Genomic DNA, 23,220 nt, shown 5'->3' on the forward strand with positions numbered 1-23,220 from the left:
CGCAGGGCCGCTGTGGTGTGAGGGCGCACGAGGGGCAAGGCGATCTCCACGGGGACGTGCCAGCGCTGGCGGTGGAAGGGGGCTCGGACTCTACCGAATCGTCCCCGCTTGACCTGGAGCGCGCTCCAGTCCCTAGCGTCGAGACCATGACTGAGAAGACCTGGTTCATCACCGGTGCCTCCCGCGGCTTCGGCCGTGAGTGGACCGTCGCGGCCCTCGAGCGCGGCGACCGCGTCGCGGCCACCGCCCGCGACACCTCGACCCTCGACGACCTCGTGGCGACGTACGGCGAGGCGCTGCTGCCCCTGCAGCTCGACGTCACCGACCGCGAGGCCGACTTCGCGGCCGTCGCCCGCGCGCACGAGCACTTCGGGCGTCTCGACGTCGTCGTCAACAACGCGGGCTACGGCCACTTCGGCTTCGTCGAGGAGGTCACCGAGGCCGAGTTCCGCGCCCAGATGGAGACCAACGTCTTCGGGGCGATGTGGGTGACGCAGGCGGCGCTGCCGTTCCTGCGCGAGCAGGGCTCGGGCCACATCCTGCAGGTGTCGTCGATCGGCGGCATCTCGGCGTTCCCGCTGGTCGGCGCCTACCACGCGTCGAAGTGGGCGCTCGAGGGCTTCTCGCAGGCGCTGGCCCAGGAGGTCGCCGGCTTCGGTGTCAAGGTGACGCTCATCGAGCCGGGCGGCTTCGCCACCGACTGGGGCGGCTCGTCGGCGAGCCGGTCGGTCGAGCACCCGGCGTACGCCGCGTTGCACGAGCAGGTCGTCGAGCAGCGCAAGCAGCGCATCGGCACCCCGGGCGACCCGACCGCCTCCGCGGCCGCGGTGCTCAACCTCGTCGACGCCGACGAGCCGCCGCTGCGCGCCTTCCTCGGCGAGGCCCCGCTCGGCATCGCCAAGGCCGACTACGCCTCGCGCCTGGAGACCTGGGAGAAGTGGCAGGACAACGCGGTGCTCGCCCAGGGCTAGCCACCACCACGTCGGGTCGAGGTTTCCCTCAGGTGGTCCCGGACAGGATGGGCGCGTCCCCACCCCGACGGAAGGTCACCGATGCCCATCTCCCTCGACAAGGTCGAGTCCACCGCCCCCGGCCTGGTCTCCCTGGCCAAGACCGCCAAGGTCAGCCTCGAGAAGCGCAACCTGTTCGGCAGCCGCGCGAAGGTCGCGGTCGTCATGGACTTCAGCGGCTCGATGTCGCGCGAGTACAGCTCCGGGCGCGTGCAGAACCTCACCGAGCGCATCCTCGCGCTCGCCACCCAGCTCGACGACGACGGCGCGATCGACTTCTTCGTCTTCGACTCCAGCGCCGCCTACCTCGGTGAGGTGCCGCTCGACAACTACGCCGGTGCCGTCACCCGCCTCACCCAGGGACGCCGGATGGGCACCACCGACTACGCCGGCGCCTTCCGCGCCGTGCGCGACCACTTCGGCTTCGCGCCGCCCAAGCTCGTCCAGCAGACGGGCGGCGAGAAGAAGGGCCTGTTCGGCCGCAAGAAGAAGGTCGAGGGCGCCGTCGACGTCGCGCTGCCCGACGGCCTGCGTCCGGCCAACGAGCCGGTCTTCGCCATCTTCCTCACCGACGGCGCCCCCAACTCCAAGCCGCAGGCCGTCCAGGCGCTGATCGAGGTCTCGACCGCGCCGATCTTCTGGAAGTTCCTGTCCATCGGCGCCGAGTCGTTCGACTTCCTGCAGAAGCTCGACGACCTCGAGGAGCGCGTGATCGACAACGCCGACTACAAGCCGATCGGCTCGATCGACGCCCTGTCCGACGAGGCGCTCATCGAGGCCCTGCTCGACGAGTACGGCGAGTACGTCGCCGAGGCGCGCCGCCTCGGCATGGTCGTCTGACCCGGGCTCGGTCCGACCAGCGGCCGGACCGGGGGAGGCCGGGCCGGAGCCGGATTTCCCCGGTCGGCCGGGGAAACCCGAACTTGTGGGGCAATGCATTGCCCCACAAGTTCAGACTTCCCCGGCCAGCCGGGGAAACCCCACCCGAACCTCTCGACCTCGTGTATCTTGATGTCAAGAGACAATTCCACCAGCACTTAGGCCCGCCTTACTTCCCGAGCCGCGCAGTACGGCGGCAAGATGGGCGGCGGCCACACGAGCACCCACGAGGAGACGGCTGATGCCCAGCAACAACAGCTTCGGCGCCAAGAGCACCTTGGACGTCGATGGCACGTCCTACGAGATCTTCCGCCTGGACGCGGTGAAGGGCGAGGGTCTCGACGTCGACAGCCTGCCGTTCAGCCTCAAGGTCCTGCTGGAGAACCTCCTGCGCACCGAGGACGGCGCCGACATCACCGCCGACGACATCAAGGCGATCGCCGGGTGGGACGCCGACGCCGACCCGAGCAAGGAGATCCAGTTCACGCCGGCGCGCGTGATCATGCAGGACTTCACCGGCGTGCCCTGCGTCGTCGACCTCGCCACGATGCGCGAGGCGATGGCCGACCTGGGTGGCGACCCGTCCAAGATCAACCCGCTCGCGCCGGCCGAGATGGTCATCGACCACTCCGTCATCGCCGACGTGTTCGGCACCCCCGAGGCGTTCGAGCGCAACGTCGAGATCGAGTACGAGCGCAACCGCGAGCGCTACCAGTTCCTGCGCTGGGGCCAGGGTGCCTTCGACGACTTCAAGGTCGTCCCCCCCGGCACCGGCATCGTCCACCAGGTCAACATCGAGCACCTCGCGCGCACGATCTTCACCCGCGAGGTCGACGGCGAGCTGCAGGCCTACCCCGACACCTGCGTCGGCACCGACTCCCACACCACGATGGTCAACGGCATCGGCGTGGTCGGCTGGGGCGTCGGCGGCATCGAGGCCGAGGCCGCGATGCTCGGCCAGCCGGTCTCGATGCTCATCCCGCGCGTGGTCGGCTTCAAGCTCAACGGCGACCTGCCCGAGGGCGCGACCGCGACCGACCTGGTGCTCACGATCACCGAGATGCTGCGCAAGCACGGCGTCGTCGGCAAGTTCGTGGAGTTCTACGGCCCGGGCGTCTCCGCGCTGCCGCTGGCCAACCGCGCCACCATCGGCAACATGAGCCCCGAGTTCGGCTCGACCATCGCGGTCTTCCCGATCGACGAGCAGACCATCGACTACCTCCGGCTCACCGGCCGCTCCGCCGAGCAGCTCGCGCTCGTCGAGGCCTACGCCAAGGAGCAGGGCCTGTGGCACGACCCCGAGGCCGAGCCGCGCTACTCCGAGAAGCTCGAGCTCGACGTCTCCACGGTCGTGCCGTCCCTGGCCGGCCCCAAGCGCCCGCAGGACCGCGTCTCGCTGTCCGACGCCAAGCAGGCCTTCCGCGGCGCGCTGGCCGACTACGTCGACGAGTCCGGTGAGGAGGACGGCTACGACGAGTCGGTCGCCGAGACCTTCCCGGCCTCCGACCCCGTCACCAGCAACGGCCACGGCACCTCCGCCCCGCCGACCGACCACCTGTCGGCCGCACCCCAGGACGGCGGGCGCCCGAGCAACCCGATCGAGGTCACCCTCGAGGACGGCACGAGGTTCACCCTCGACCACGGTGCGGTCACGATCGCAGCGATCACGTCGTGCACCAACACCTCCAACCCGTCGGTGATGATCGGCGCGGCCCTGCTGGCCAAGAAGGCCGTCGAGAAGGGCCTGACCCGCAAGCCGTGGGTCAAGACCACCCTCGCGCCCGGCTCCAAGGTCGTCAGCGACTACTACGACAAGTCGGGGCTCACGCCCTACCTCGACAAGCTCGGCTTCAACCTCGTCGGCTACGGCTGCACGACCTGCATCGGCAACTCCGGCCCGCTCATCCCCGAGGTCTCGGCTGCGGTCAACGAGGCCGACCTCGCGGTCGTGTCGGTGCTGTCGGGCAACCGCAACTTCGAGGGCCGGATCAACCCCGACATCAAGATGAACTACTTGGCGTCCCCGCCGCTGGTGGTCGCCTACGCCCTGGCCGGCTCGATGGACCTCGACCTCTTCAACGACCCGCTGGGCCAGGACACCGAGGGCAACGACGTCTTCCTCAAGGACGTCTGGCCGACCCCGGCCGAGGTCGAGGAGACGATCGCGATGGCGATCAGCTCGAAGATGTTCGACGACTCCTACCAGGACGTCTTCGCCGGTGACGAGGCGTGGCAGTCGCTGCCCACCCCCGAGGGCAAGACCTTCGCCTGGGACGCCGAGTCGACCTACGTCCGCAAGCCCCCGTACTTCGACGGCATGCCGGCCGAGCCGACGCCCGTCACCGACATCGAGGGCGCGCGGGTGCTGCTCAAGCTGGGCGACTCGGTCACCACCGACCACATCAGCCCGGCCGGTGCGATCAAGAAGGACAGCCCCGCCGGCACCTACCTCGCCGAGCACGGCGTCGCGCAGCGCGACTTCAACTCCTACGGCTCGCGCCGTGGCAACCACGAGGTCATGATCCGCGGCACCTTCGCCAACATCCGCCTGCGCAACCAGATCGCGCCCGGCACCGAGGGCGGCTTCACCCGCGACTTCACCCAGGCCGACGCCCCGGTCACCACGATCTACGAGGCGTCCGAGGCCTACGCCGCCGCGGGCACCCCGCTCGTCGTCCTGTGCGGCAAGGAGTACGGCTCCGGCTCCTCGCGTGACTGGGCCGCCAAGGGCACCGCGCTGCTCGGCGTCAAGGCCGTCATCGCCGAGTCCTACGAGCGCATCCACCGCTCCAACCTGATCGGCATGGGCGTCATCCCGCTGCAGTTCCCCGAGGGTCACAACGCCGAGTCCCTCGGCCTGACCGGCGAGGAGACCTTCTCGATCTCGGGCATCACCGAGCTCAACGAGGGCCGCACGCCCAAGACCGTCAAGGTCACGGCCACCGGTAACGGGCAGGACGTCGAGTTCGACGCGGTCGTCCGCATCGACACCCCCGGCGAGGCCAACTACTACCGCAACGGCGGCATCATGCAGTACGTCCTGCGCAACCTGCTCAAGGGCTGACCCGCACGATCCCGCACGCCGGGCCGGTCACCTCACGGTGACCGGCCCGGCGTCGTCGTGCGGCGCGCCGGGGCGGCCCGGTTGCCGCACCGGCACGGTCGCGACCGCGACGATGACGGGGTGAAGAGACTTCCCCACCTCGCCCTCCTCGCCGCGCTGGCGCTCGGGGTGTCGGCCTGCAGCGACGACACCGAGCCGACCGCCTCGCCCACGTCCACCGAGACCCCGACCTCCGAGCCGACGACCACGACCCCCACGCCGACCCCCACCCCGACCGCCACGCCGACCCCCACCCCGACCCCCACGCCGACGCCGACCGCCACGGCCACCCCGATCCCGGCGCCGCCGGTCGACCCCGACGCCCCACCCACGACGTACGACGCCGCGCAGGCGCGCTTCGACGCCCAGGGTCAGGAGCCGCAGGAGCTGGTGCGCTTCGAGAGCTCGACGGGCATCTACTGCCTGCTCGACTCCGACTTCGCGATCGGCTGCGAGCTGCCCCGGGGCGGCATCCCCGACCCCGACTACTGCGGCGACGGCCCCAGCCAGAACGTCGGTCGGGTCACCTTCGCCCTCGACGGTTCCGGCGACCCGACCCCGGAGTGCAACAGCGACACGATTCGCGAGCCGGGTGCGCCCCGGCTCGCGGTCGACTCGGTCGGGGCCTCCTCGGCGTCGGGGATCCAGTGCCTCGTCGAGGCCATCGGGGTGACCTGCCTGGACCCGCAGCACACGAGCGGCTTCTTCCTCGGGCCCGACGACTACACGGTGTTCACCGCCGGCTGAAGGGCCTCGGTAGCGTGGTCCCATGATCGTCGCCTTCAGCATCAGCCCCACGTCCGGGGACGCCGACGGGGGAGTGGCCGACGCCGTGGCCGCCGCCGTGCGCGTCGTCCGCGAGTCCGGCCTGCCCCACGAGACCAACGCGATGTTCACCAACATCGAGGGCGAGTGGGACGAGGTCATGGCCGTGGTCAAGCGCGCCGTCGACGTCGTCGCGGCGGTGTCGCCGCGCGTCGGGCTCGTGCTCAAGGCCGACATCCGCCCCGGGCGCACCGGTGAGATGACCGCCAAGCTCGACCGGCTCGAGCAGGCGATCACCGCGAGCCCCGAGGCCACGGAGGGCGGCGCGTGAACCGACGGGCAGTGCTGAGCATCGTCGGCGTGGTCGCGGTCCTGATCGTGGTCGTGGCGCTCACGACGTTCCTGCGCGACGACAAGGCGGGGCCGGAGGCCCAGATCGAGGGGCTGCAGACCTTCTCCGGCCTCACCAACACCCACGTCGAGGGCAACGTCGCCTACGACCACACCCCGCCCGCCGGGGGCGACCACTTCGCCGCCTGGATGGACTGCGGCGTCTACGACACCCAGGTCGCCGACGAGCTGGCCGTCCACAACATCGAGCACGGCGGCATCTGGATCGCCTACGACCCCGACGCCCTCGACGACGCCCAGGTCGCCGCGCTGGCCGACCAGGTCCCCGACAACGGCATCATGACGCCGTACGCCGGGCTCGACGCGCCGGTGGTCGTGACCTCGTGGGAGCGGCAGGTCGCGCTCGACGGCGTCGACGACCCGCGCCTGAGGACGTTCGTCGACACCTACGAGAACAACCCCATCGCCCCCGAGTCGGGCCTGGTGACCTGCACAGGCGGCGTCGACGCGGCCGAGGCCGCCCAGATCGCCCAGCAGTACGGGCTCTGAGCCCGGTGCGCTCCGAGACCCGCACCTACCGGACCGGCGACCGTGAGCGCGTGGTCGACCTGACCGCCGACGCGGCGTCGTTCGTCAGCGCGGGCGACGAGGTCGACGGACTGCTCCAGGTGTTCGTCCCGCACGCGACCTGCGGCATCGCGGTCATCGAGACCGGGGCCGGCTCCGACGACGACCTGCTCGCCGCGCTCGGCGACCTGCTGCCCGCCGACGACCGTTGGCGCCACCGCCACGGCAGCCCCGGCCACGGCCGCTCCCACGTGATGCCGGCGATCGTGCCGCCGCACGCGACCGTGCCGGTGCTCGGCCGGCGCCTGGCGCTCGGCACCTGGCAGAGCATCTGCCTGGTCGACCTCAACGTCGACAACGACGTGCGCGAGGTGCGGTTCAGCCTGCTCGCATGAGGGCTGGCCTGATCGAACATCTGTTCGATAGCATCAGGGGATGCCGAGCCTCGTGGTCCCGCCCGGATGGCCTGCCGCGGTCCGTCCTCCCGACGCACCCCGGTGGGAGCTCACCGCCGAGGCGTGGCTGCTCGACCTGAGCCCGCCGGAGTTCCGGACCTACCCCACGCTGCGTCGCCACGTCGTGGTCCTCGCGCGCTTCGCGCTGCTCCACGTCGAGGCGATGCAGGCCGCCTGCCACCGCGGGCTCAGCGAGGCCCGCGCCGAGCTGCGCGACCTCGCCCCGCCCGACGTCGTCGACGAGGCCGTCGAGACCTGGCTGCGCGAGGACGCCCGCCTGTCCGCCGTGCGCCGCGAGGTCGGCCTGGTCGAGGACGCCCTCCGGGGCACCCGCTACCGCGCACGGCTGTGACCCGGTGGTGGCATGTCCTGTCACGGCAGGGCCCCAAGGCGGTCACACGGGGGCCCGATGGGGCTATGCCGATGCCGCGCGAGCGGCGCACGATGGAGGGATGAACGTCGACCCCGTCGCCCCCGGCGTCACCGGGCCCTCTGAGCCCCACGAGACCCGGTTCGCCCTGGTCCTCAACGGCGGTGTCAGCCTCGCGATCTGGATGAGCGGGGTCGTCCACGAGCTCAACCGCGTGCGGCTGGCCCGCGGCCCCGGGCCCGACGACCCGGCCGAGACCGCCGTCCACGAGGCGTGGCGCGCGATCCTGCACGCCACGGGGCGCTCGGTGGTCATCGACGCGGTCGCCGGCACCAGCGCCGGCGGGCTCAACGGCACCCTGCTGGCCACCGCCATCGCGCGCGGGGCCGACCTGCAGACCCTCAAGGGCACCTGGTCGCAGATCGCCTCGCTCAAGCGCGGCAAGCTGCTGCGCGCGGACCCGCGCGGTGCCCCGTCGGTGCTCGACGGCGAGTTCTTCGCCCGGCAGGTCGACCGGGTCGTCGACGCCATCACCCCGCGCCACGACCTGGACCCGGCCGAGTGCACCCTGCTGGTCACCGCGACCGCGCTCAAGCCGCAGGCGCGCCGCTACGTGCTCGAGGGCGAGCTCGACGCCCACGCCGTCGACAGCCGCCGCGTCTACCAGTTCAGCCGGCTCCACGACGCCCAGGGACAGCCCGAGCGCGACGACTTCGCCGTCACCGACCCCGCCGGCACCTCCGCGATCGCGGCCGCCGCGCGAGCCTCGGCGAGCTTCCCGGTGGCCTTCACCCCGGTCTGGGAGACCGACGAGCTGAGCAAGCGCCGCCGCGACCGACGCGACGACGACCCCCAGACCTGGCTCATCGACGGTGGCGTGCTCGACAACGCGCCCTTCGAGCCCCTGCTCGAGTCGCTGCGCGACCGCAGCGTGAGCCGCCCCTTCGACCGCGTCGTCCTCTACCTGACCCCCGGGGTCGAGGCGGCCGCCGACCCGCTGACCGACGGGGGCGCCCCCGACGTCGCCACCGTGATGGGGGCGGTGGTCGGGGCGGTCCGCGAGCCCGACCAGCGCGAAGACCTGGCCACCCTGGAGGAGTCGTTCACCCGTGCCGGGTTCGTGCGCTCCAGCCCGCACCGCCTGATGTCCGACCTGCTCGTCGACCTGGCGGGCGGCGTCCCGACGCCGTTCGGGACCGTGCCGGCCCGGGCTGCGGCCGACGCGCTGTTCGGCGTCTACCGGACCCGGCGGCTCGAGGAGGTCGAGCGCTGGCTCACCGCGATCGGCCGGGTGCCGCACCTGGTGCCGCCCCCGCCGCTCGAGCTCGCCGGCGCCGACCCGCCCGGCGTACCCCTCGACGGGCTGCACGACCCCGCCGACTGGGCGTGGGGACTGCCGGCGGCCGGCCGGGTCCTGCGCTGGTGGGGCCGGGCCCTGGTCTCGTGCAGCGCGAGCCCGGCCCTCAAGACCGACCTCCGCCCGGCCTTCGCCGCCGTCGACCACGCGCAGCGCCGGGTGCGCACCCTGCGCCGGGTCGAGGACCACCGGATCGAGGTCGTGGTCACTCCCGACCTGACCCCGCGCGCCCGCCTCGAGGTCGTCGCCGCGGCCCTGGCCGCCCTCGACAGCGGGCCCGAGGTCGCGGCCCTCGTGGTCGCGGTCACCGACGCCGTCGCGGCCTGCTTCCCGGGCCTCACCACCGGCGCCGAGCTGGCCCAGTTCGCCCTCGACGTCGAGGTCGCGGGCACCGCCCTGGCGCCCGACACCGGCGACCGGCCGGCGTTCCGCTACCGCCAGGTCACGCCCGCGGCGCACGCCCTGGTGCCCACCGACGTGACCGGTCGCGGCGAGTGGCCGGCCCGCAAGCTCTACGGCCAGCGCTGGAACCACTTCGGGGCGTTCGGCTCCTCGGAGGGACGCGCCCACGACTGGCTGTGGGGCCGCCTCGACGGCGCGAGCGCGCTGTGCGAGTACCTCGTCGGGCCCGGCTTCCGCGACGACCCCCTGTGCCAGGCCCTGGCGGCCGCCATCCTCGCGGCCGACGGCACCAGCCCCGCCGAGCTCGCGGCCGGGGCGCAGAAGGCCTACGACAAGACGCCCGCCGAGCTCTTCGACGACCTCGCCCACCACGATCCCCACGGCGAGGCCGACGCGATCTGGCTGCTCGCCGACACCGTGCCCGAGGTGCTCGGCGAGATCCCGTCGGTCGGCGTCGTGCTCGAGGCCGCCACGTCGCACGACCCGACGCTGCCCGACACCGCCGGGCTGGTCACCCGGGCCAAGGCGTTCGGCGTCCGGGTCGCGACCCTGGCGATCCGGGTGTGGGTGCGTTCCAGGATCCGCAGCGCCGTCGACGGCGGTGAGCACCGGTAGGCAGCACCCCCACCACTACGCTGGCCCGATGCCGTCGTTCGCCTGCGTGGTCCTCGTCGACCGCCGCGGGTGGGTGCTGCTGCAGGAGCGCGACGAGCACGCCCCGATCGACCCCGAGTGCTGGGGCATGAGCGGTGGCCACGTCGAGGACGGCGAGTCGCCCGAGGCCGCGGCCTACCGCGAGCTGCGCGAGGAGACCGGCCTCGACCTGCCGCCCGGCACCCTGCGCCACCACACCACGCTGCACGTCTTCCACGAGCACCACGGCACCACCGATCCCGTCGACGTCTACGTCGCCGGCGTCGACCTGACCGACGCCGACGTCGTGTGCCACGAGGGTCGACGCATCGTCTTCGTCGACCCCGCGACGATCGGCGACCTGCCGCTGACGCACTCGGCCGCCCAGGCGCTGCCGGGGCTGCTCGACACCGACGCGCACCGCGAGCTGCGCTGGGCCGCCCACGGTCGCACCCGCTACTCCTGCGTCGCCCTGGTCGACCGGCGCGGCTGGATCCTGCTGCAGGAACGCGACGAGCACGCACCGGTCGCCCCCGAGGCGTGGTCGCTCCCCGGCGGCGGTCTCGAGCCGGGGGAGTCGTACGCCGACGCCGCCCGTCGCGAGCTGGCCGAGGAGACCGGCGTCGCCGTCGACGCGGACGACCTGCACCTCGTCGGGGCGTTCGCGATCGACCGTTCCGCCCAGGGGCCCGCCGCCGACTTCGAGGTCTGGGCCGCCGCCACGCACCTCGTCGACGCCCAGGTGGAGTGCCACGAGGGGCGCCAGATGGTGTTCGTCGACCCCGTCACCGCCGCCTCCCTCCCGATGGCGCGCGCGACCGCCCTCGTGCTGCCCGCCTTGCTCGAGTCCGACCTCTACCAGGAGCTGATCCGATGACCCGCACCCTCGACGTCCACGCCGTCCCCGCCCACGGAGCCGAGGACGTCGTCGTCGGGCTGTCGGGGCCCGACGAGGGCGCGGTCTTCACCGGCACCGAGGACGGCTCGGTCTTCCGGGTCAGCCACGACGGGAGCAGGGTCGACCTCGTCGCGCGCACCCAGGGCCGACCGCTCGGGCTCGAGATCGACCTCGACGGACGGCTGCTGGTCTGCGACGCCCGCCGCGGGCTGCTGCGCGTCGACACCCGCAGCGGTGCGGTCGAGGCGGTCACCGGGGAGATCGACGGCACCGCCATGAAGTTCTGCAACAACGCCGCCATCGCCTCCGACGGCACCGTGTGGTTCTCGGACTCCTCGACCAAGTTCGGCCTCGACCGGTGGAAGGACGACTTCGTCCAGCACACCCGCACCGGTCGGCTCTGCCGGCTCGACCCCGACGGGACCGTGAGCGTGGTGATCGACGGGCTCGCCTTCGCCAACGGGGTCGCCCTGTCGCGAGCCGAGGACTTCGTATGCGTCGCCGAGACAGGCGGCCGCACCGTCGTGCGCCGCTGGCTCACCGGCAACCGTGCCGGCATGCGCGACCTGCTGTGCTCCGACCTGCCCGGCTACCCCGACAACATCGCCCGCGGCAGCGACGGCCTGATCTGGGTCACCCTCGCCAGCCCCCGCGACCCGCTGGTCGAGCGGCTCCAGACCGGTCCGATGGCGCTGCGCAAGATCGCGACCCGGCTGCCCGAGCGGCTCCAGCCGCAGCCCGCGCGGACCGTGCGCGTGCAGGCCTACGACGACGAGGGCCGCCTGGTCCACGACATCGACATCGACCCGACGCAGCAGCAGACCGCCTACCACATGGTCACCGGCGTCCGGGAGCACGAGGGCCGGGTCTGGATGGGCAGCCTGCACGAGGCGGCGGTCGCGGTCGTCGACCTGTGACGCGTCAGACGTCCCCGACGGCCACCGCGGGTGAGGGGTCCGGGGGCCGCGACACCGTAAACTCCCCGACATGAGCCTGCTGGAGTCGATCACCGGACCGCGCGACCTGCGTCGTCTCGACGACGACCAGCTCACGAGCCTCGCCAGCGAGATCCGCGACCTGCTCGTCGTGAGCTGCTCGCGCGTCGGTGGTCACCTCGGTCCCAACCTCGGCGTCGTCGAGCTGACGATGGCGATCCACCGGGTCTTCGACTCCCCGCGCGACCGTGTCGTCTTCGACACCGGCCACCAGGCCTACGTCCACAAGATGCTCACGGGCCGGTCCGGCGACTTCGCCACCCTGCGCACCGAGGGCGGGCTCTCGGGCTATCCCAGCCAGGCCGAGTCGCCCCACGACATCGTCGAGAACTCCCACGCCTCCACGGCACTGAGCTATGCCGACGGCCTGGCCAAGGCCTACCGCATCCGGGGCGAGGACCGCCACGTCGTGGCCGTGATCGGCGACGGCGCGCTCACCGGGGGCATGGCCTGGGAGGCGCTCAACAACATCGCGGTCGCCCACGACAGCCGCTTGGTCATCGTCGTCAACGACAACGGCCGCTCCTACACCCCCACCATCGGCGGCCTGGCCACGGCGCTCACCACGCTGCGCACCAACCCGCGCTACGAGCAGGTCCTCGACCTGGTCAAGAAGCGGCTCACCTCGGTCAAGGGCGTCGGACCCGCGGCCTACGACGCGCTGCACGCGATGAAGAAGGGGCTCAAGGACGCCCTGGCCCCGCAGGGCCTCTTCGAGGACCTCGGCCTGAAATACGTCGGGCCCGTCGACGGCCACGACCGCGTCGCCATGGAGCAGGCGCTGACCAAGGCCAAGCGGTTCGGCGGCCCCGTGATCGTGCACGCCATCACCCACAAGGGCTTCGGCTACGACGCCGCCGAGCGTCACGAGGCCGACCAGTTCCACTCCCCGGGTCCCTTCGACGTCGACAGCGGCGACGAGATCCCCAAGGGCACGATCTGGACCGACCACTTCGCCGACCACATGGTGGAGCTGGGCGCGCGCCGCAAGGACGTCGTGGCCATCACGGCCGCGATGATGCACCCCGTCGGGCTCCACAAGTTCGCCGCCGCCTACCCCGAGCGCACCTTCGACGTCGGCATCGCCGAGCAGCACGCCGCGACCTCGGCCGCCGGTCTCGCGCTCGGCGGGCTGCACCCCGTCGTCGCCGTCTACGCGACGTTCCTCAACCGCGCCTTCGACCAGGTGCTGATGGACGTCGCCCTGCACCGCTGCGGGGTCACCTTCGTGCTCGACCGCTCGGGCGTCACCGGCGACGACGGCGCCAGCCACAACGGCATGTGGGACATGTCGGTGCTGCAGGTCGTGCCCGGGCTCCGGATCGCCGCGCCGCGTGACGCCACCCGGCTGCGCGAGCTGATGGACGAGGCCGTCGAGGTCGCCGACGCCCCGACCGTCGTCCGGTTCCCCAAGGGCCCGCCGCCGGCCGACGTCCCGGCGATCGACAAGGCCGGGGGGGCCGACGTCCTGGTCCGCCAGGGCGCCCTCGACGTGCTGGTGGTCGCGGTCGGGTCGATGGCCACGGTCGCCGTCGACGTCGCCGCGCGGCTGGTCGACCAGGGCATCGGGGTGACCGTCGTCGACCCGCGCTGGGTCAAGCCCGTCGACCCCGCGATCGTCGAGCTCGCCCGCCAGCACCAGCTCGTCGTCAGCATCGAGGACAACGGCCGCGTCGGCGGCTGCGGCGCGGTGCTGCTGCAGACCCTCAACGAGGCCGGCGTCACCACGCCCTTCCGGCTGCACGGCATCCCGCAGGAGTTCCTCGACCACGCCAAGCGGGCCGCCATCCTCGAGCGGATCGGCCTGACGCCCCAGGCCCTGGCCCGCGGCATCGTCGAGGACATCACCGCCCTCGCCGACGGTGGCGTCCCGGTCGACCGTGTCGACGCGCCCTAGCGGCGTCCTCGCCCTCGGCCTCACCCTCAGCCTGGTGCTCGGCGGCTGCGGGGGCCCCGGGTCGTCACCGGCCCCCGCCGACGCTCCGGGCCGTTCCCCGGCCGCAGCGCCGGGCTCGTCCCCGGGCGCGCCCCCCGGCACCGCCACCGCCCCGACGGACGCGCCCGCGCTGCCGCGGGTCAGCCTCGACCTCAGCGGCGACCTGCAACGGGTCCTCGACACGCGTGCCGCCGCCGTCCTCGCCGGTGACCGCGCCGCCTTCCTGCGCGGCCTGACCCGCTCGCCCGGCCTGCGCGTCACCGAGGGCGGCTACTTCGACAACCTCGCGCAGCTGCCGGTGTCGGTGTTCTCCTACCGCCTGGTCCCGTCCAGCCTGGTGCGCACCGGTGACGCCTATTCCGCCGTCGTCGAGGTGACCCTGCAGCTCACGCCGTACGACGTAACGCCGGTCCGCACGATCGACCGCTTCCGCTTCGTGCCCGCCGGCGCCACGTCGTACCGGATCAGCTCGACGACCGACACGCGCTGGGAGGCCGCCCACCTCGGCGTGCAGCAGCCGTGGGACACCGAGCCCGTCCGGGTGCGCGAGGGCCTCGGCGTGCTGGGGGTCTTCGACACCGCCGACCGCCGCGAGGCCGCCGGCATCGTGGCGTCGGTCGAGCGCGGGGTCACCGACGTCGCGGCGCGGGTGCCCTACTCCGAGTGGGGCTCGCGGGCCGTCGTCTACGTCCTGTCCGACCCGCGGTTCCTCGCCGGCTTCGACGACCTGCCCGGCGGCGACCCCGAGGCGCTCGACGGCGTCGCCTTCACCGTGCCGGGCCGAGACGACGGCACGATCGCCTCCACCCGCTTCGCCCTCAGCCCCGACCTGCTCCCAGCGGTCTCCGCGCGCCGCGTCGACCCCGAGGTCGACCGCCTGGTGCGCCACGAGCTCGTCCACGTCGCGCTCGCCGAGCACGACGACGCCGCCCCGGTCTGGCTGCGCGAGGGCCTCGCCGAGTGGGTCTCGGTGCAGGCCCTGCCGCCCGACCGCCGCGACGTCCCCGACCGCGCCCTGGCCGCGGCGGCCGACATCGACGAGATGCCGTCCGACGCGTCCTTCAACGACGACGACGCAGCCGTCCACTACGCCCTGGCCTGGTGGGTCTGCGAGTGGCTCGCGCAGACCTACGGCCCCGACGCCCCCTGGACCGTGCTCGACACCTTCGCCACGCGCGCGGGCGACGACCCGCGCGACGTCGTGCGTGACCTGCTGGGCCTGTCGGTCGACCAGCTGGCCCGTCGTGGCGCCGCGCTGATGGCGTCGACGTACGCCGCCCCGACGCCCGCCCCGAACCAGGTCCCGAGCACGCCGAGCAGCGACGCCACCGACGAGGGGTGACCGCGCGGAGTCGCCTGCGTCACGTCGGTCTCGTGCCACCCGCCCCCGCGGGCCGGCGCATCACTAAGGTGGTCGGGTGAGCGCAGAGCGGTTGGTCCACATCCTCGACGAGGTGCCGGCGCTCGAGGGGCTCGACTCGCTCACCATGGTCGTGGCCCTCGACGGCTTCCTCGACGCCGGCAGCTCGGCGGCGATCGCCGCCCAGCACCTCGCGGGGCTCGACGACGGTGGGTCGGTGGTGGCGACCTTCGACGTCGACCAGTTCCACGACTACCGCGCCCGCCGTCCTGCAGTGACGTTCCTGCGCGACCACTACGAGGCCTACGACGCCCCGCGGCTGGTGGTGCGCCTGCTGCGCGACACCGGCGGCACGCCGTACCTCCTGCTGCAGGGCCCCGAGCCCGACAACCGCTGGGAGGCCTTCTGCCGCGCGGTGCGCGAGGTCGTCGAGCGCCTGGGCGTCACGCTGGTCGTGAGCATGGGCTCGGTGCCGATGGCGGTGCCCCACACTCGCCCGATCGCGATCACCCACCACGCCAACGACCCGTCGCTGATCACCGCCACCAACCCCTGGCAGGGCGAGCTGCGGGTGCCGAGCAGCGCCCAGGCGCTGCTCGAGATGCGCCTGGGCGAGTGGGGCCGCGACGCCCTGGGGTTCGTCGCCCACATCCCGCACTACCTCGCCCAGCTCGACTACCCGCGCGCCTCGGTGATGCTGCTCGAGCACGTCGAGCGCTCGGGCCGGCTGACCGTCGACCTCACGGACCTGCGCGCCGCCGCCGACGACCGCGAGGGCGAGATCGCCCGCTACCTCGCCGCCAACCAGGAGGTCGGCGAGGTCGTGGCGTCCCTCGAGCGGCAGTACGACTCCTTCGCCGAGGCCGAGGCGGCCGGCGCCAACCTGCTCGCCGACGACCAGCCGATCCCGACCGGCGAGGAGATCGGACGTCAGTTCGAGCAGTTCCTCGCAGGCCTCGAGGGCCCCGACCCCACCGACCCGACCGACCACCCGGAGGACGAGTCATGACCACCGACCCGGCCCAGGAGCTGATCTCGCTCCTCGACCTCGAGTACCTCGACGTCGACCTGTTCCGCGGCAAGCAGCCCGAGTCGACGCGCCAGCGCGTCTACGGCGGGCAGGTCGCCGCGCAGGCGCTGGTCGCCGGCGCCCGCACCGTGCCCGAGGGCTTCCACGTGCACTCGCTGCACTCCTACTTCCTGCTGCCCGGCGACTACCAGGTCCCCGTGATCTACGACGTCGAGCGGATCCGCGACGGCCGGTCCTTCGTCACCCGACGCGTGATGGCCCGCCAGCACGGGCGACCGATCTACTACCAGACGCTGTCGTTCCAGAAGGACGAGGACGGCTTCGAGCACCAGGACGCGATGCCCGAGGTCAAGGCGCCCGAGGAGGGCATGGACCTGGTCTCGCTCATGCGCGGCGGCGGCAACCCCGACGCCGACGCGCTCGGCAAGGAGTGGGCCGCGCTCGACGTGCGCTGGCTGGGCAACTCGCGCCACGGCCTCGAGCCCGACCCGGCCCACCCGTCGCAGGCCCGGATGTGGATCAGGGTCCTCGGCGAGATGGGCGACGACCCCCTCGACCACCTCGCGGTGTTCGTCTACGCCAGCGACGTCTCGCTCCTGGGCGCCTCCCTGGCCGCCCACGACACCAACCCCAGCTCGGTGCAGATGGCCTCGCTCGACCACACGCTGTGGTTCCACCGGCCGTTCCGCGTCGACGAGTGGTGGCTCTACGACCAGTGGTCGCCCTCGGCCCGCGGCGCCCGCGGCCTGTCCTTCGGGCGCGTCTTCACCCAGGACGGCAGCCTCGTCGCCACCGCCGCCCAGGAAGGCCTCATCCGCCCTCGCACGCGCTGACCCGTCGCGTCTACGCGACGGGTCGATCGAGATCCACGCCGACCCGTCGCGTAGACGCGACGGGTCGACCCACCACCGACGTCGACCCGTCGCGTAGACGCGACGGGTCGACCTAGGGCGGGGTGGTCAGAGGGCGGTGGTGCGGCCCGCGAGGTGGGGCTTGCCGCTGGGGCTGGTGAGGCCGAAGGCGAAGCCGTCGTCGAGCGGGGTGGACCCGAAGACGACGGTGCCGGGCAGCAGCACGGGCTTCTTGAAGGCGACGTCGACCCGGACGGCGTCGGGCAGCCGGTTCTCGAGCGCGGCGACGCAGCGGGCCATGGTCCACATGCCGTGGGCGATCTGGCGCGGGAAGCCCAGCGCCTTGGCGGTCACGGGGTAGAGGTGGATCGGGTTGGCGTCACCGGACACGGCGGCGTAGCGGCGACCGAGGTCGGCCGGCAGCGGCCACCGCAGCGGTGAGGGGGCCGCGTCGGGCAGCGCCATGCCGTACGACGCCCCCTCCGCACCGCGACCGCGGCGCAGGTAGGCCGAGGTCTCCTCCCAGACGACCTCGCCGCCGGAGCGGACCTCGGTGACGAACTCGTAGACCCGCCCCTTGGCGTGGGGGACCGGGGCGCCGACCCGGGCGACGACGTCGAGCGTCTCGCCGACGGCGATCGGGCGGTGCTGGGTGATCGAGTTCTCGAGGTGGACCGTGCCGATGGCGGGCTCGGGGAAGGCCTGGTCGCTCATGATGGCCATCTGCAGGTCGAAGACCAGCAGGTGCGGGTACGGCAGCGGGACGACGTCCTTGCGCGGGAAGCCGCAGACCGCGGCGTACGCGTCGACCGCGGCCCGCTCGACGGTGACCGGCGGGCGGGTGCGGGTCAGCCCCGAGAACCCCTCGACGGGGGCCTTCTTGACGCCGGGCAGCTGGTTGACGACCGGGATCGACGGCAGCGCGGCCCGCAGCAGGGTGGGGATCGCGGACATGACTCAGGCGCCCAGCATCATCTGGCCGCAGACGCGCACGACGTTGCCGTTGACCAGGCTGGAGCCCGGGTGGGCGTACCAGGCGATGGTCTCGGCGACGTCGACCGGCAGGCCGCCCTGGGCCATCGCGTTGAGGCGCTGGCCGACCTCGCGGGTCGCGAACGGCACCGCGGCGGTCATCTGGGTGATGATGAAGCCGGGTGCGACGGCGTTGATGGTGATGCCGTTGCCGGCCTCGCCGAGCTCGTCGGCGAGCGAGTCGACGAACCCGATGACGCCGGCCTTGGACGCGGCGTAGTTGGTCTGGCCGACGTTGCCGGCGATGCCGGCGATCGAGGCGACGCCGATGATCGAGCCGTGGTCGTGGACCAGGCCCTGGTCGAGCAGCTCGCGGGTGATCAGCTCGGGGGCGGTCAGGTTGACCGCGATCACCGACTCCCAGCGGGCCTCGTCCATGTTGGCGAGCTTCTTGTCGCGGGTGATGCCGGCGTTGTGGACGACGACGTCGACGCCGCCGTGCTGGGTCTTGAGGTGGTGGGCGATGCGCTGCGGGGCGTCCTTGCCGGTGATGTCGAGGGTGAGCCAGTCACCGTCGAGCTCCTTCATCAGCGCCTGCAGCTCGCTCGCGGCCTGGGGTACGTCGACACCCAGCACGGTCGCGCCGTCGCGGTGGAGCACCCGGGCGATCTGCTCGCCGATGCCGCGGCTCGCGCCGGTGACCAGGGCGACCTTGCCCGCCAGGGGCTGGGCCGGGTCGGCGACCTGGCCGACCTCGGCACCCGTGGCGCCCTTGGCGGCGTGGGCGCCGATGCGCACGACCTGGCCCGAGACGTAGGCCGACTTGGGGGAGAGCAGGAAGGCCAGGGTGCTGGTGGCGGCGGCCTCGGCCCCGTCGGCGACGTAGACGAGCTGGACGGTGCTGCCCTTGCCGATCTCCTTGCCGAGGCTGCGGGTGAAGCCCTCGAGGGCGCGCTGCGCGACGCGCTCGCTGCCCTTGACCTGCTCGGGCGGCGTCCCGATGACGACGACGCGGGCGCACGCCTCGAGGCTGCGCAGCACGGGGGTGAAGAAGTCGCGCAGGGCGACGAGCTCGGCGGCCGTGGTGAGGCCTGTGGCGTCGAAGACGAGGCCCTTGAGGCGGCCCTCGTCGGGCTTGATCGCGGTGGAGGCGATGCCGAGGGTGTCGAGCAGGCCCGGGAGCGACTCCACGAAGCGGCCGCGGCCGCCGACCAGCACGGTGCCGTCGACGAGCGGGGCGCCCTCGGTCCACCGCTCCAGCGGGGTCGGGTTGGGCAGGCCCAGGTTCTTGACGAGGATCTTGCCGACGGGGGTGCTGGTGAAGCCCTGGTACTTGTCGCTCATGCGCGGGGTGCTCTCGCTCTCTTCGGCGTGCGGCGGGGTGCAGCAGGTGCAGGTCGGGATCATGTAACCCGGTGTGTAACTCACTGTCCACATTTGGTGACGTGGCCCTCAGTGGCTTGGACCACTCGTGGTTACCGGTCAGTATGGTCGCATGATCGAGAAGACTCGCCGCGTCGCCGTCATCGGTGGCAACCGCATCCCGTTCGCCCGCTCCAACGGCCCCTACTCCGAGGCGTCCAACCAGGAGATGCTCACCGCCGCGATCGACGGGCTCGTGGCCCGCTTCGGTCTCGAGGGCGAGCGCCTGGGCGAGGTCGTCGCCGGCGCGGTGCTCAAGCACGCGCGCGACTTCAACCTGACCCGCGAGGCGGTGCTCGGCTCCAAGCTGTCGCCCGAGACCCCGGCCACCGACATCCAGCAGGCCTGTGGCACCGGCCTGCAGGCCGCCATCCAGGTCGCCAACAAGATCGCCCTGGGCCAGATCGAGGTCGGCATCGCCGGCGGCACCGACACCACCTCGGACGCGCCGGTCGCGATCAGCGACAAGCTGCGCAAGAAGCTGATGAAGGTCAACGCGGCCCGCGACACCAAGTCGCGCCTGACCGCCCTGGGCCAGATCCGCCCCGGCGACATCGGCTTGGAGATCCCCCAGAACGGCGAGCCCCGCACCCGCCTGTCGATGGGCGAGCACGCCGCACTGACGGCGCTGGAGTGGCAGGTCGGCCGCGAGGAGCAGGACGAGCTCGCCGCCGCCTCCCACCAGCACCTCGCCGCGGCGTACGACGAGGGCTTCCTCGACGACCAGGTCACCCCGTTCCGCGGCGTCGAGCGCGACACCAACCTGCGCGGCGACTCCACCGTCGAGAAGCTCGCCAAGCTCAAGCCGGTCTTCGGCAAGGGCGAGGCCGCCACGATGACCGCCGCCAACTCCACGCCGCTGACCGACGGTGCGTCCGTCGTGCTGCTGGCCTCCGAGGAGTGGGCCGAGGAACACGACCTGCCCGTGCTGGCCTACCTCACGGCCTACGAGACCGCGGCCGTCGACTACGTCCACGGCGGCGAGGGCCTGCTGATGGCCCCGGCGTACGCGATGGCGCGGATGCTCGAGCGCGAGGACCTCTCGCTGCAGGACTTCGACTTCTACGAGATCCACGAGGCGTTCGCCTCGCAGGTGCTCTCGACGCTCAAGGCGTGGGAGGACCCGGTGTTCTGCAAGGAGCGCCTGGGCCTCGACGCCCCCCTCGGCCCGATCGACCGCTCCAAGCTCAACGTCAAGGGCTCCTCACTGGCTGCGGGCCACCCCTTCGCCGCCACCGGCGGTCGGATCATCCCCGTGCTCGCCAAGCTGCTCGCCCAGTCCGAGGGCGGCACCGGCCGTGGCGTGATCTCGGTCTGCGCGGCCGGCGGCCAGGGTGTCGTCGCGATCCTCGAGCGCGCCTGAGCCTCACCGTCGTCGTACGACGGCCCGTCACCCCTCGCGGGTGGCGGGCCGGTGTCGTCGTGGTGGGGCGAGCTGGGACCGGCCTCAGCGCCCGGCGAGCGCGAGCGCCGAGGCGACGAGGTGCTCGCGCACCTGCGCGGCGGTGATCGAGCCGACCACGGGCACGCCGGGCGTCGACTCGGTCACGGTGATGCCGACGCGGGCCAGCTGCAGCGCGCCCAGGCCGCTGGCGTAGAGCGTGTTGGCCAGCAGCGTCGGGTCGCCGGTGACGGTGAAGTCGCCCGAGGCGACGCCGTCCTCGAGGGCGGTGGTGAGGATGGCCAGGCACGACGAGATCGCGCGGCCCAGGCGGAACAGCGCGCTCTCGGTGATCTCCTCGAGCAGGTCGGAGCCGCGGCGGCGCATCAGCGCCTGCGCGCAGTCGACGAAGGCCGGGTGGGCCACGCCGTAGTCGACGAAGGCGCCCACGATCGCGGTCAGCCGGTCGGCCGGGACCGTGGTCGAGGCGGCCGCCTCGACCAGCGCGTCGTGCATCTCGTCGAGGTAGCTGACCAGCGTGAGGGCGAAGAGCTCCTCCTTGCCGGTGAAGACCCGGTAGACGATCGCGCGGTTGATGCCGACGGCGCGGGCGATGTCCTCGATCCGCATCTCGCCGACGCCCTCGCGGTCGAACTCGGCGCGGGTGGCGGCGATGATCTCGGCCTCGCGCAGCCGCCGTCGGGACGCGGCCGCGCGGCGGCGCCCGTCGGTCTCCGGTGCGCGTGCAGCAGTGGTCACGTCGGCATCCTACGAGAAGTTGCAACTGCGAGTTGCACGACTGTGACGAGAACTCGCGGCCAGCTCGACCGGAGCGGCGGGTCGCGCTTGCGCTAACGCAGGAGCTGACGCACCGCGGTGAGGTCGTCGGCCTGCTCGGCCGACTTGTCGTCGCGGTAGCGCACGACGCGGGCGAAGCGCAGGGCCACACCGCCCGGGTAGCGCGTCGAGCGCTGCAGCCCGTCGACCGCGATCTCGACGACCTGCTCGGGACGCACCCTCACGACGTAGCCGTCGGTCGGCCCGTCGGCGAGCGCGAGGAACCGCTCGGTCTGCCAGGCGAGCACCTCGTCGGTCATGCCCTTGAAGGTCTTGCCGAGCATCACGAACTCACCGGGCCGCTCGGGGTCGCGCGCACCGAGGTGGATGTTGGACAGCAGCCCCTGACGCCGGCCCGACCCCCACTCGACGGCGAGCACGACCAGGTCGAGGGTGTGGACGGGCTTGACCTTGACCCAGGCCGCGCCGCGGCGGCCCGCGGCGTAGGGCGCGGCGAGGTCCTTCACCACGACGCCCTCGTGGCCCGCGGCGAGCACGTCGGCGACGAACGCCTCGGCCTTGGCGGCGTCGGAGGTGACCAGCCGGGGCACCCGGAACTCGGCGGGCACGAGCGCGTCGAGCGCGGCGGCGCGGGTGGCGCCGGGGGCGTCGAGCAGGTCGCGGCCGTCGACGTGGAGCAGGTCGAAGAAGAACGGCGTCACCCGGACCCCGCCGGGCAGCGACTCGGCCATCGCGGTGCGTGACGCCGTCTCCTGGAAGGGTCGTGGCCGCCCGGTCTCGTCGAGCGCGAGCACCTCGCCGTCGAGCACGAACGACGACGCGGGCAGCGACCGGGCCACCTCGACGACCTCGGGCAGGCGGGTGGTGATGTCGTCGAGGCTGCGGGTCACCACGAGCACCTGGTCGCCCTCGGGGTCGGCCCAGCGGTGCACCTGCACCCGGATGCCGTCGAGCTTGGTGTCGACCGCGCCCTCGCCGCCGACCTTGACCAGGGCCTCGGCCACGGTCGGGGCGGAGGACGCCAGCATCGGCAGCACCGGTCGCCCCACCTCGAGCCCGAACGCGGCCAGCGCCTCCTCGCCGCCCACGAACGCCGCCCGCACCACCGCCAGGGTCGAGCCGGCGAGCATCGCCGCGCGGCGCACGGACGCCAGGGGGAGGCCTGCCGCGAGGGCGACGCCCTCCTGCACGAGCGCGTCGAGGGCGCCCTGGCGCACCTCGCCGGTGACCAGGCCGCGCAGCCAGCGCTGCTCGTCGGCGGTGGCCGCGGCGAACAGCGCCGTCACCGCGTCGGCGCGCGCGGCCTGCGACCCCGCGCCGGCGATGGCGGCGATGTGGTCGAACGCCGCGTCGACCCCGGTCACCGTCAGGGTCGGTTCGGGGGCGGGGTCGGGCAGGGACGACAGGCCCCGCCACCCGACGCCGGTACGGCGCTGACGCAGCGCACCGCCGACGTAGGAGGCCACCACCTCGACGAGCCCGGTCTGCGTCGGCTCGGACGCGGCGGCCCGCCCCAGGAGGTCGGCGATCGCGGCGACCTTCTCCTTGCGGGAGCGGGTCGCGGCCAGGGTCGCGGAGGTGGCCACGACATCGGAAAGCAACATGGTCGTATCAAACACGGGCGTACCCCCGACGACGGTCCCTCGTTGAGTCGGCACGCCACCGATCGTGGCCCCTGGCCCCCG

Annotated in this window: 20 protein-coding genes; 16 read left to right on the top strand and 4 right to left on the bottom strand. The window is 72.8% G+C overall.

Annotation, left to right across the window (positions count from 1 at the left end):
- The first annotated feature begins 146 nt into the window (after positions 1-146).
- From FZC61_RS04535 to FZC61_RS04605, 15 genes are all read left to right on the top strand, one after another.
- Complete coding sequence (locus tag FZC61_RS04535) at positions 147-971, top strand: SDR family oxidoreductase (RefSeq protein ID WP_148612957.1); 825 nt, start codon at positions 147-149, stop codon at positions 969-971.
- A gap of 81 nt (positions 972-1,052) precedes the next feature.
- A complete protein-coding gene (locus tag FZC61_RS04540; RefSeq protein ID WP_148612958.1) occupies positions 1,053-1,850 on the top strand; it encodes a VWA domain-containing protein in 798 nt (265 codons plus the stop codon).
- Between the two features lie 280 nt (positions 1,851-2,130).
- Positions 2,131-4,953 (top strand): aconitate hydratase, encoded by a 2,823-nt coding sequence (locus tag FZC61_RS04545; protein ID WP_148612959.1) that lies wholly within the window; start codon positions 2,131-2,133, stop codon positions 4,951-4,953.
- Positions 4,954-5,073: 120 nt separating this feature from the next.
- A complete protein-coding gene (locus FZC61_RS04550) occupies positions 5,074-5,739 on the top strand; it encodes a hypothetical protein (RefSeq protein WP_148612960.1) in 666 nt (221 codons plus the stop codon).
- A gap of 22 nt (positions 5,740-5,761) precedes the next feature.
- On the top strand, positions 5,762-6,088 hold the full coding sequence (locus tag FZC61_RS04555; RefSeq protein ID WP_148612961.1) for a thiamine-binding protein: 327 nt from the start codon (positions 5,762-5,764) through the stop codon (positions 6,086-6,088).
- Positions 6,085-6,657, top strand: coding sequence for a thioredoxin-like domain-containing protein (locus tag FZC61_RS04560; protein ID WP_148612962.1), 573 nt, complete (start codon positions 6,085-6,087; stop codon positions 6,655-6,657). The genes FZC61_RS04555 and FZC61_RS04560 overlap by 4 nt, the downstream gene beginning before the upstream one ends.
- A 5-nt stretch (positions 6,658-6,662) precedes the next feature.
- A complete protein-coding gene (locus tag FZC61_RS04565) occupies positions 6,663-7,070 on the top strand; it encodes a YjbQ family protein (protein WP_211357089.1) in 408 nt (135 codons plus the stop codon).
- 40 nt (positions 7,071-7,110) lie between these two features.
- A complete protein-coding gene (locus tag FZC61_RS04570) occupies positions 7,111-7,482 on the top strand; it encodes a hypothetical protein (RefSeq protein WP_148612963.1) in 372 nt (123 codons plus the stop codon).
- A 100-nt stretch (positions 7,483-7,582) separates the two neighbouring features.
- Positions 7,583-9,874 (top strand): DUF3376 domain-containing protein, encoded by a 2,292-nt coding sequence (locus tag FZC61_RS04575; protein ID WP_148612964.1) that lies wholly within the window; start codon positions 7,583-7,585, stop codon positions 9,872-9,874.
- Between the two features lie 28 nt (positions 9,875-9,902).
- Entirely contained in the window at positions 9,903-10,769 is an 867-nt protein-coding gene (locus FZC61_RS23610; RefSeq protein WP_246142524.1) for an NUDIX domain-containing protein, read from the top strand.
- Entirely contained in the window at positions 10,766-11,707 is a 942-nt protein-coding gene (locus FZC61_RS04585; protein WP_148612965.1) for an SMP-30/gluconolactonase/LRE family protein, read from the top strand. Before FZC61_RS23610 ends, FZC61_RS04585 begins: the two co-directional genes overlap by 4 nt.
- Positions 11,708-11,777: 70 nt before the next feature.
- A complete protein-coding gene (gene dxs, locus FZC61_RS04590) occupies positions 11,778-13,682 on the top strand; it encodes a 1-deoxy-D-xylulose-5-phosphate synthase (RefSeq protein ID WP_148612966.1) in 1,905 nt (634 codons plus the stop codon).
- Positions 13,666-15,063 carry a basic secretory protein-like protein gene (locus FZC61_RS04595; RefSeq protein ID WP_170285981.1) on the top strand — a complete coding sequence of 466 codons (1,398 nt, stop codon included), beginning with the start codon at positions 13,666-13,668 and terminating at the stop codon, positions 15,061-15,063. The genes dxs and FZC61_RS04595 overlap by 17 nt, the downstream gene beginning before the upstream one ends.
- A gap of 76 nt (positions 15,064-15,139) precedes the next feature.
- Entirely contained in the window at positions 15,140-16,090 is a 951-nt protein-coding gene (locus FZC61_RS04600) for a proteasome assembly chaperone family protein (RefSeq protein WP_211357090.1), read from the top strand.
- On the top strand, positions 16,087-16,944 hold the full coding sequence (locus tag FZC61_RS04605; protein ID WP_148612968.1) for an acyl-CoA thioesterase: 858 nt from the start codon (positions 16,087-16,089) through the stop codon (positions 16,942-16,944). Before FZC61_RS04600 ends, FZC61_RS04605 begins: the two co-directional genes overlap by 4 nt.
- 126 nt (positions 16,945-17,070) lie before the next feature.
- On the opposite strand, the gene FZC61_RS04610 is transcribed toward FZC61_RS04605, so the two are convergent.
- Positions 17,071-17,916, bottom strand: a complete 846-nt coding sequence (locus FZC61_RS04610; RefSeq protein ID WP_148612969.1) for a MaoC/PaaZ C-terminal domain-containing protein — start codon at positions 17,914-17,916, stop codon at positions 17,071-17,073.
- A 3-nt stretch (positions 17,917-17,919) separates the two neighbouring features.
- Positions 17,920-19,278, bottom strand: a complete 1,359-nt coding sequence (locus tag FZC61_RS04615; RefSeq protein ID WP_148612970.1) for a 3-oxoacyl-ACP reductase — start codon at positions 19,276-19,278, stop codon at positions 17,920-17,922.
- Positions 19,279-19,429: 151 nt separating this feature from the next.
- Here FZC61_RS04615 and FZC61_RS04620 point away from each other — a divergent pair, with 151 nt between their 5' ends.
- A complete protein-coding gene (locus tag FZC61_RS04620) occupies positions 19,430-20,719 on the top strand; it encodes an acetyl-CoA C-acetyltransferase (protein ID WP_148612971.1) in 1,290 nt (429 codons plus the stop codon).
- 84 nt (positions 20,720-20,803) lie between these two features.
- Here the strand turns inward: FZC61_RS04620 and FZC61_RS04625 are convergent, their stop codons facing one another.
- Complete coding sequence (locus FZC61_RS04625; protein WP_148612972.1) at positions 20,804-21,496, bottom strand: TetR/AcrR family transcriptional regulator; 693 nt, start codon at positions 21,494-21,496, stop codon at positions 20,804-20,806.
- Positions 21,497-21,588: 92 nt separating this feature from the next.
- Positions 21,589-23,139, bottom strand: coding sequence for an ATP-dependent DNA ligase (locus FZC61_RS04630; RefSeq protein WP_148612973.1), 1,551 nt, complete (start codon positions 23,137-23,139; stop codon positions 21,589-21,591).
- Between the last annotated feature and the right edge of the window lie 81 nt (positions 23,140-23,220).

Source organism: Nocardioides rubriscoriae (genome assembly GCF_008087085.1).
Taxonomy (GTDB): Bacteria; Actinomycetota; Actinomycetes; order Propionibacteriales; family Nocardioidaceae; genus Nocardioides; species Nocardioides rubriscoriae.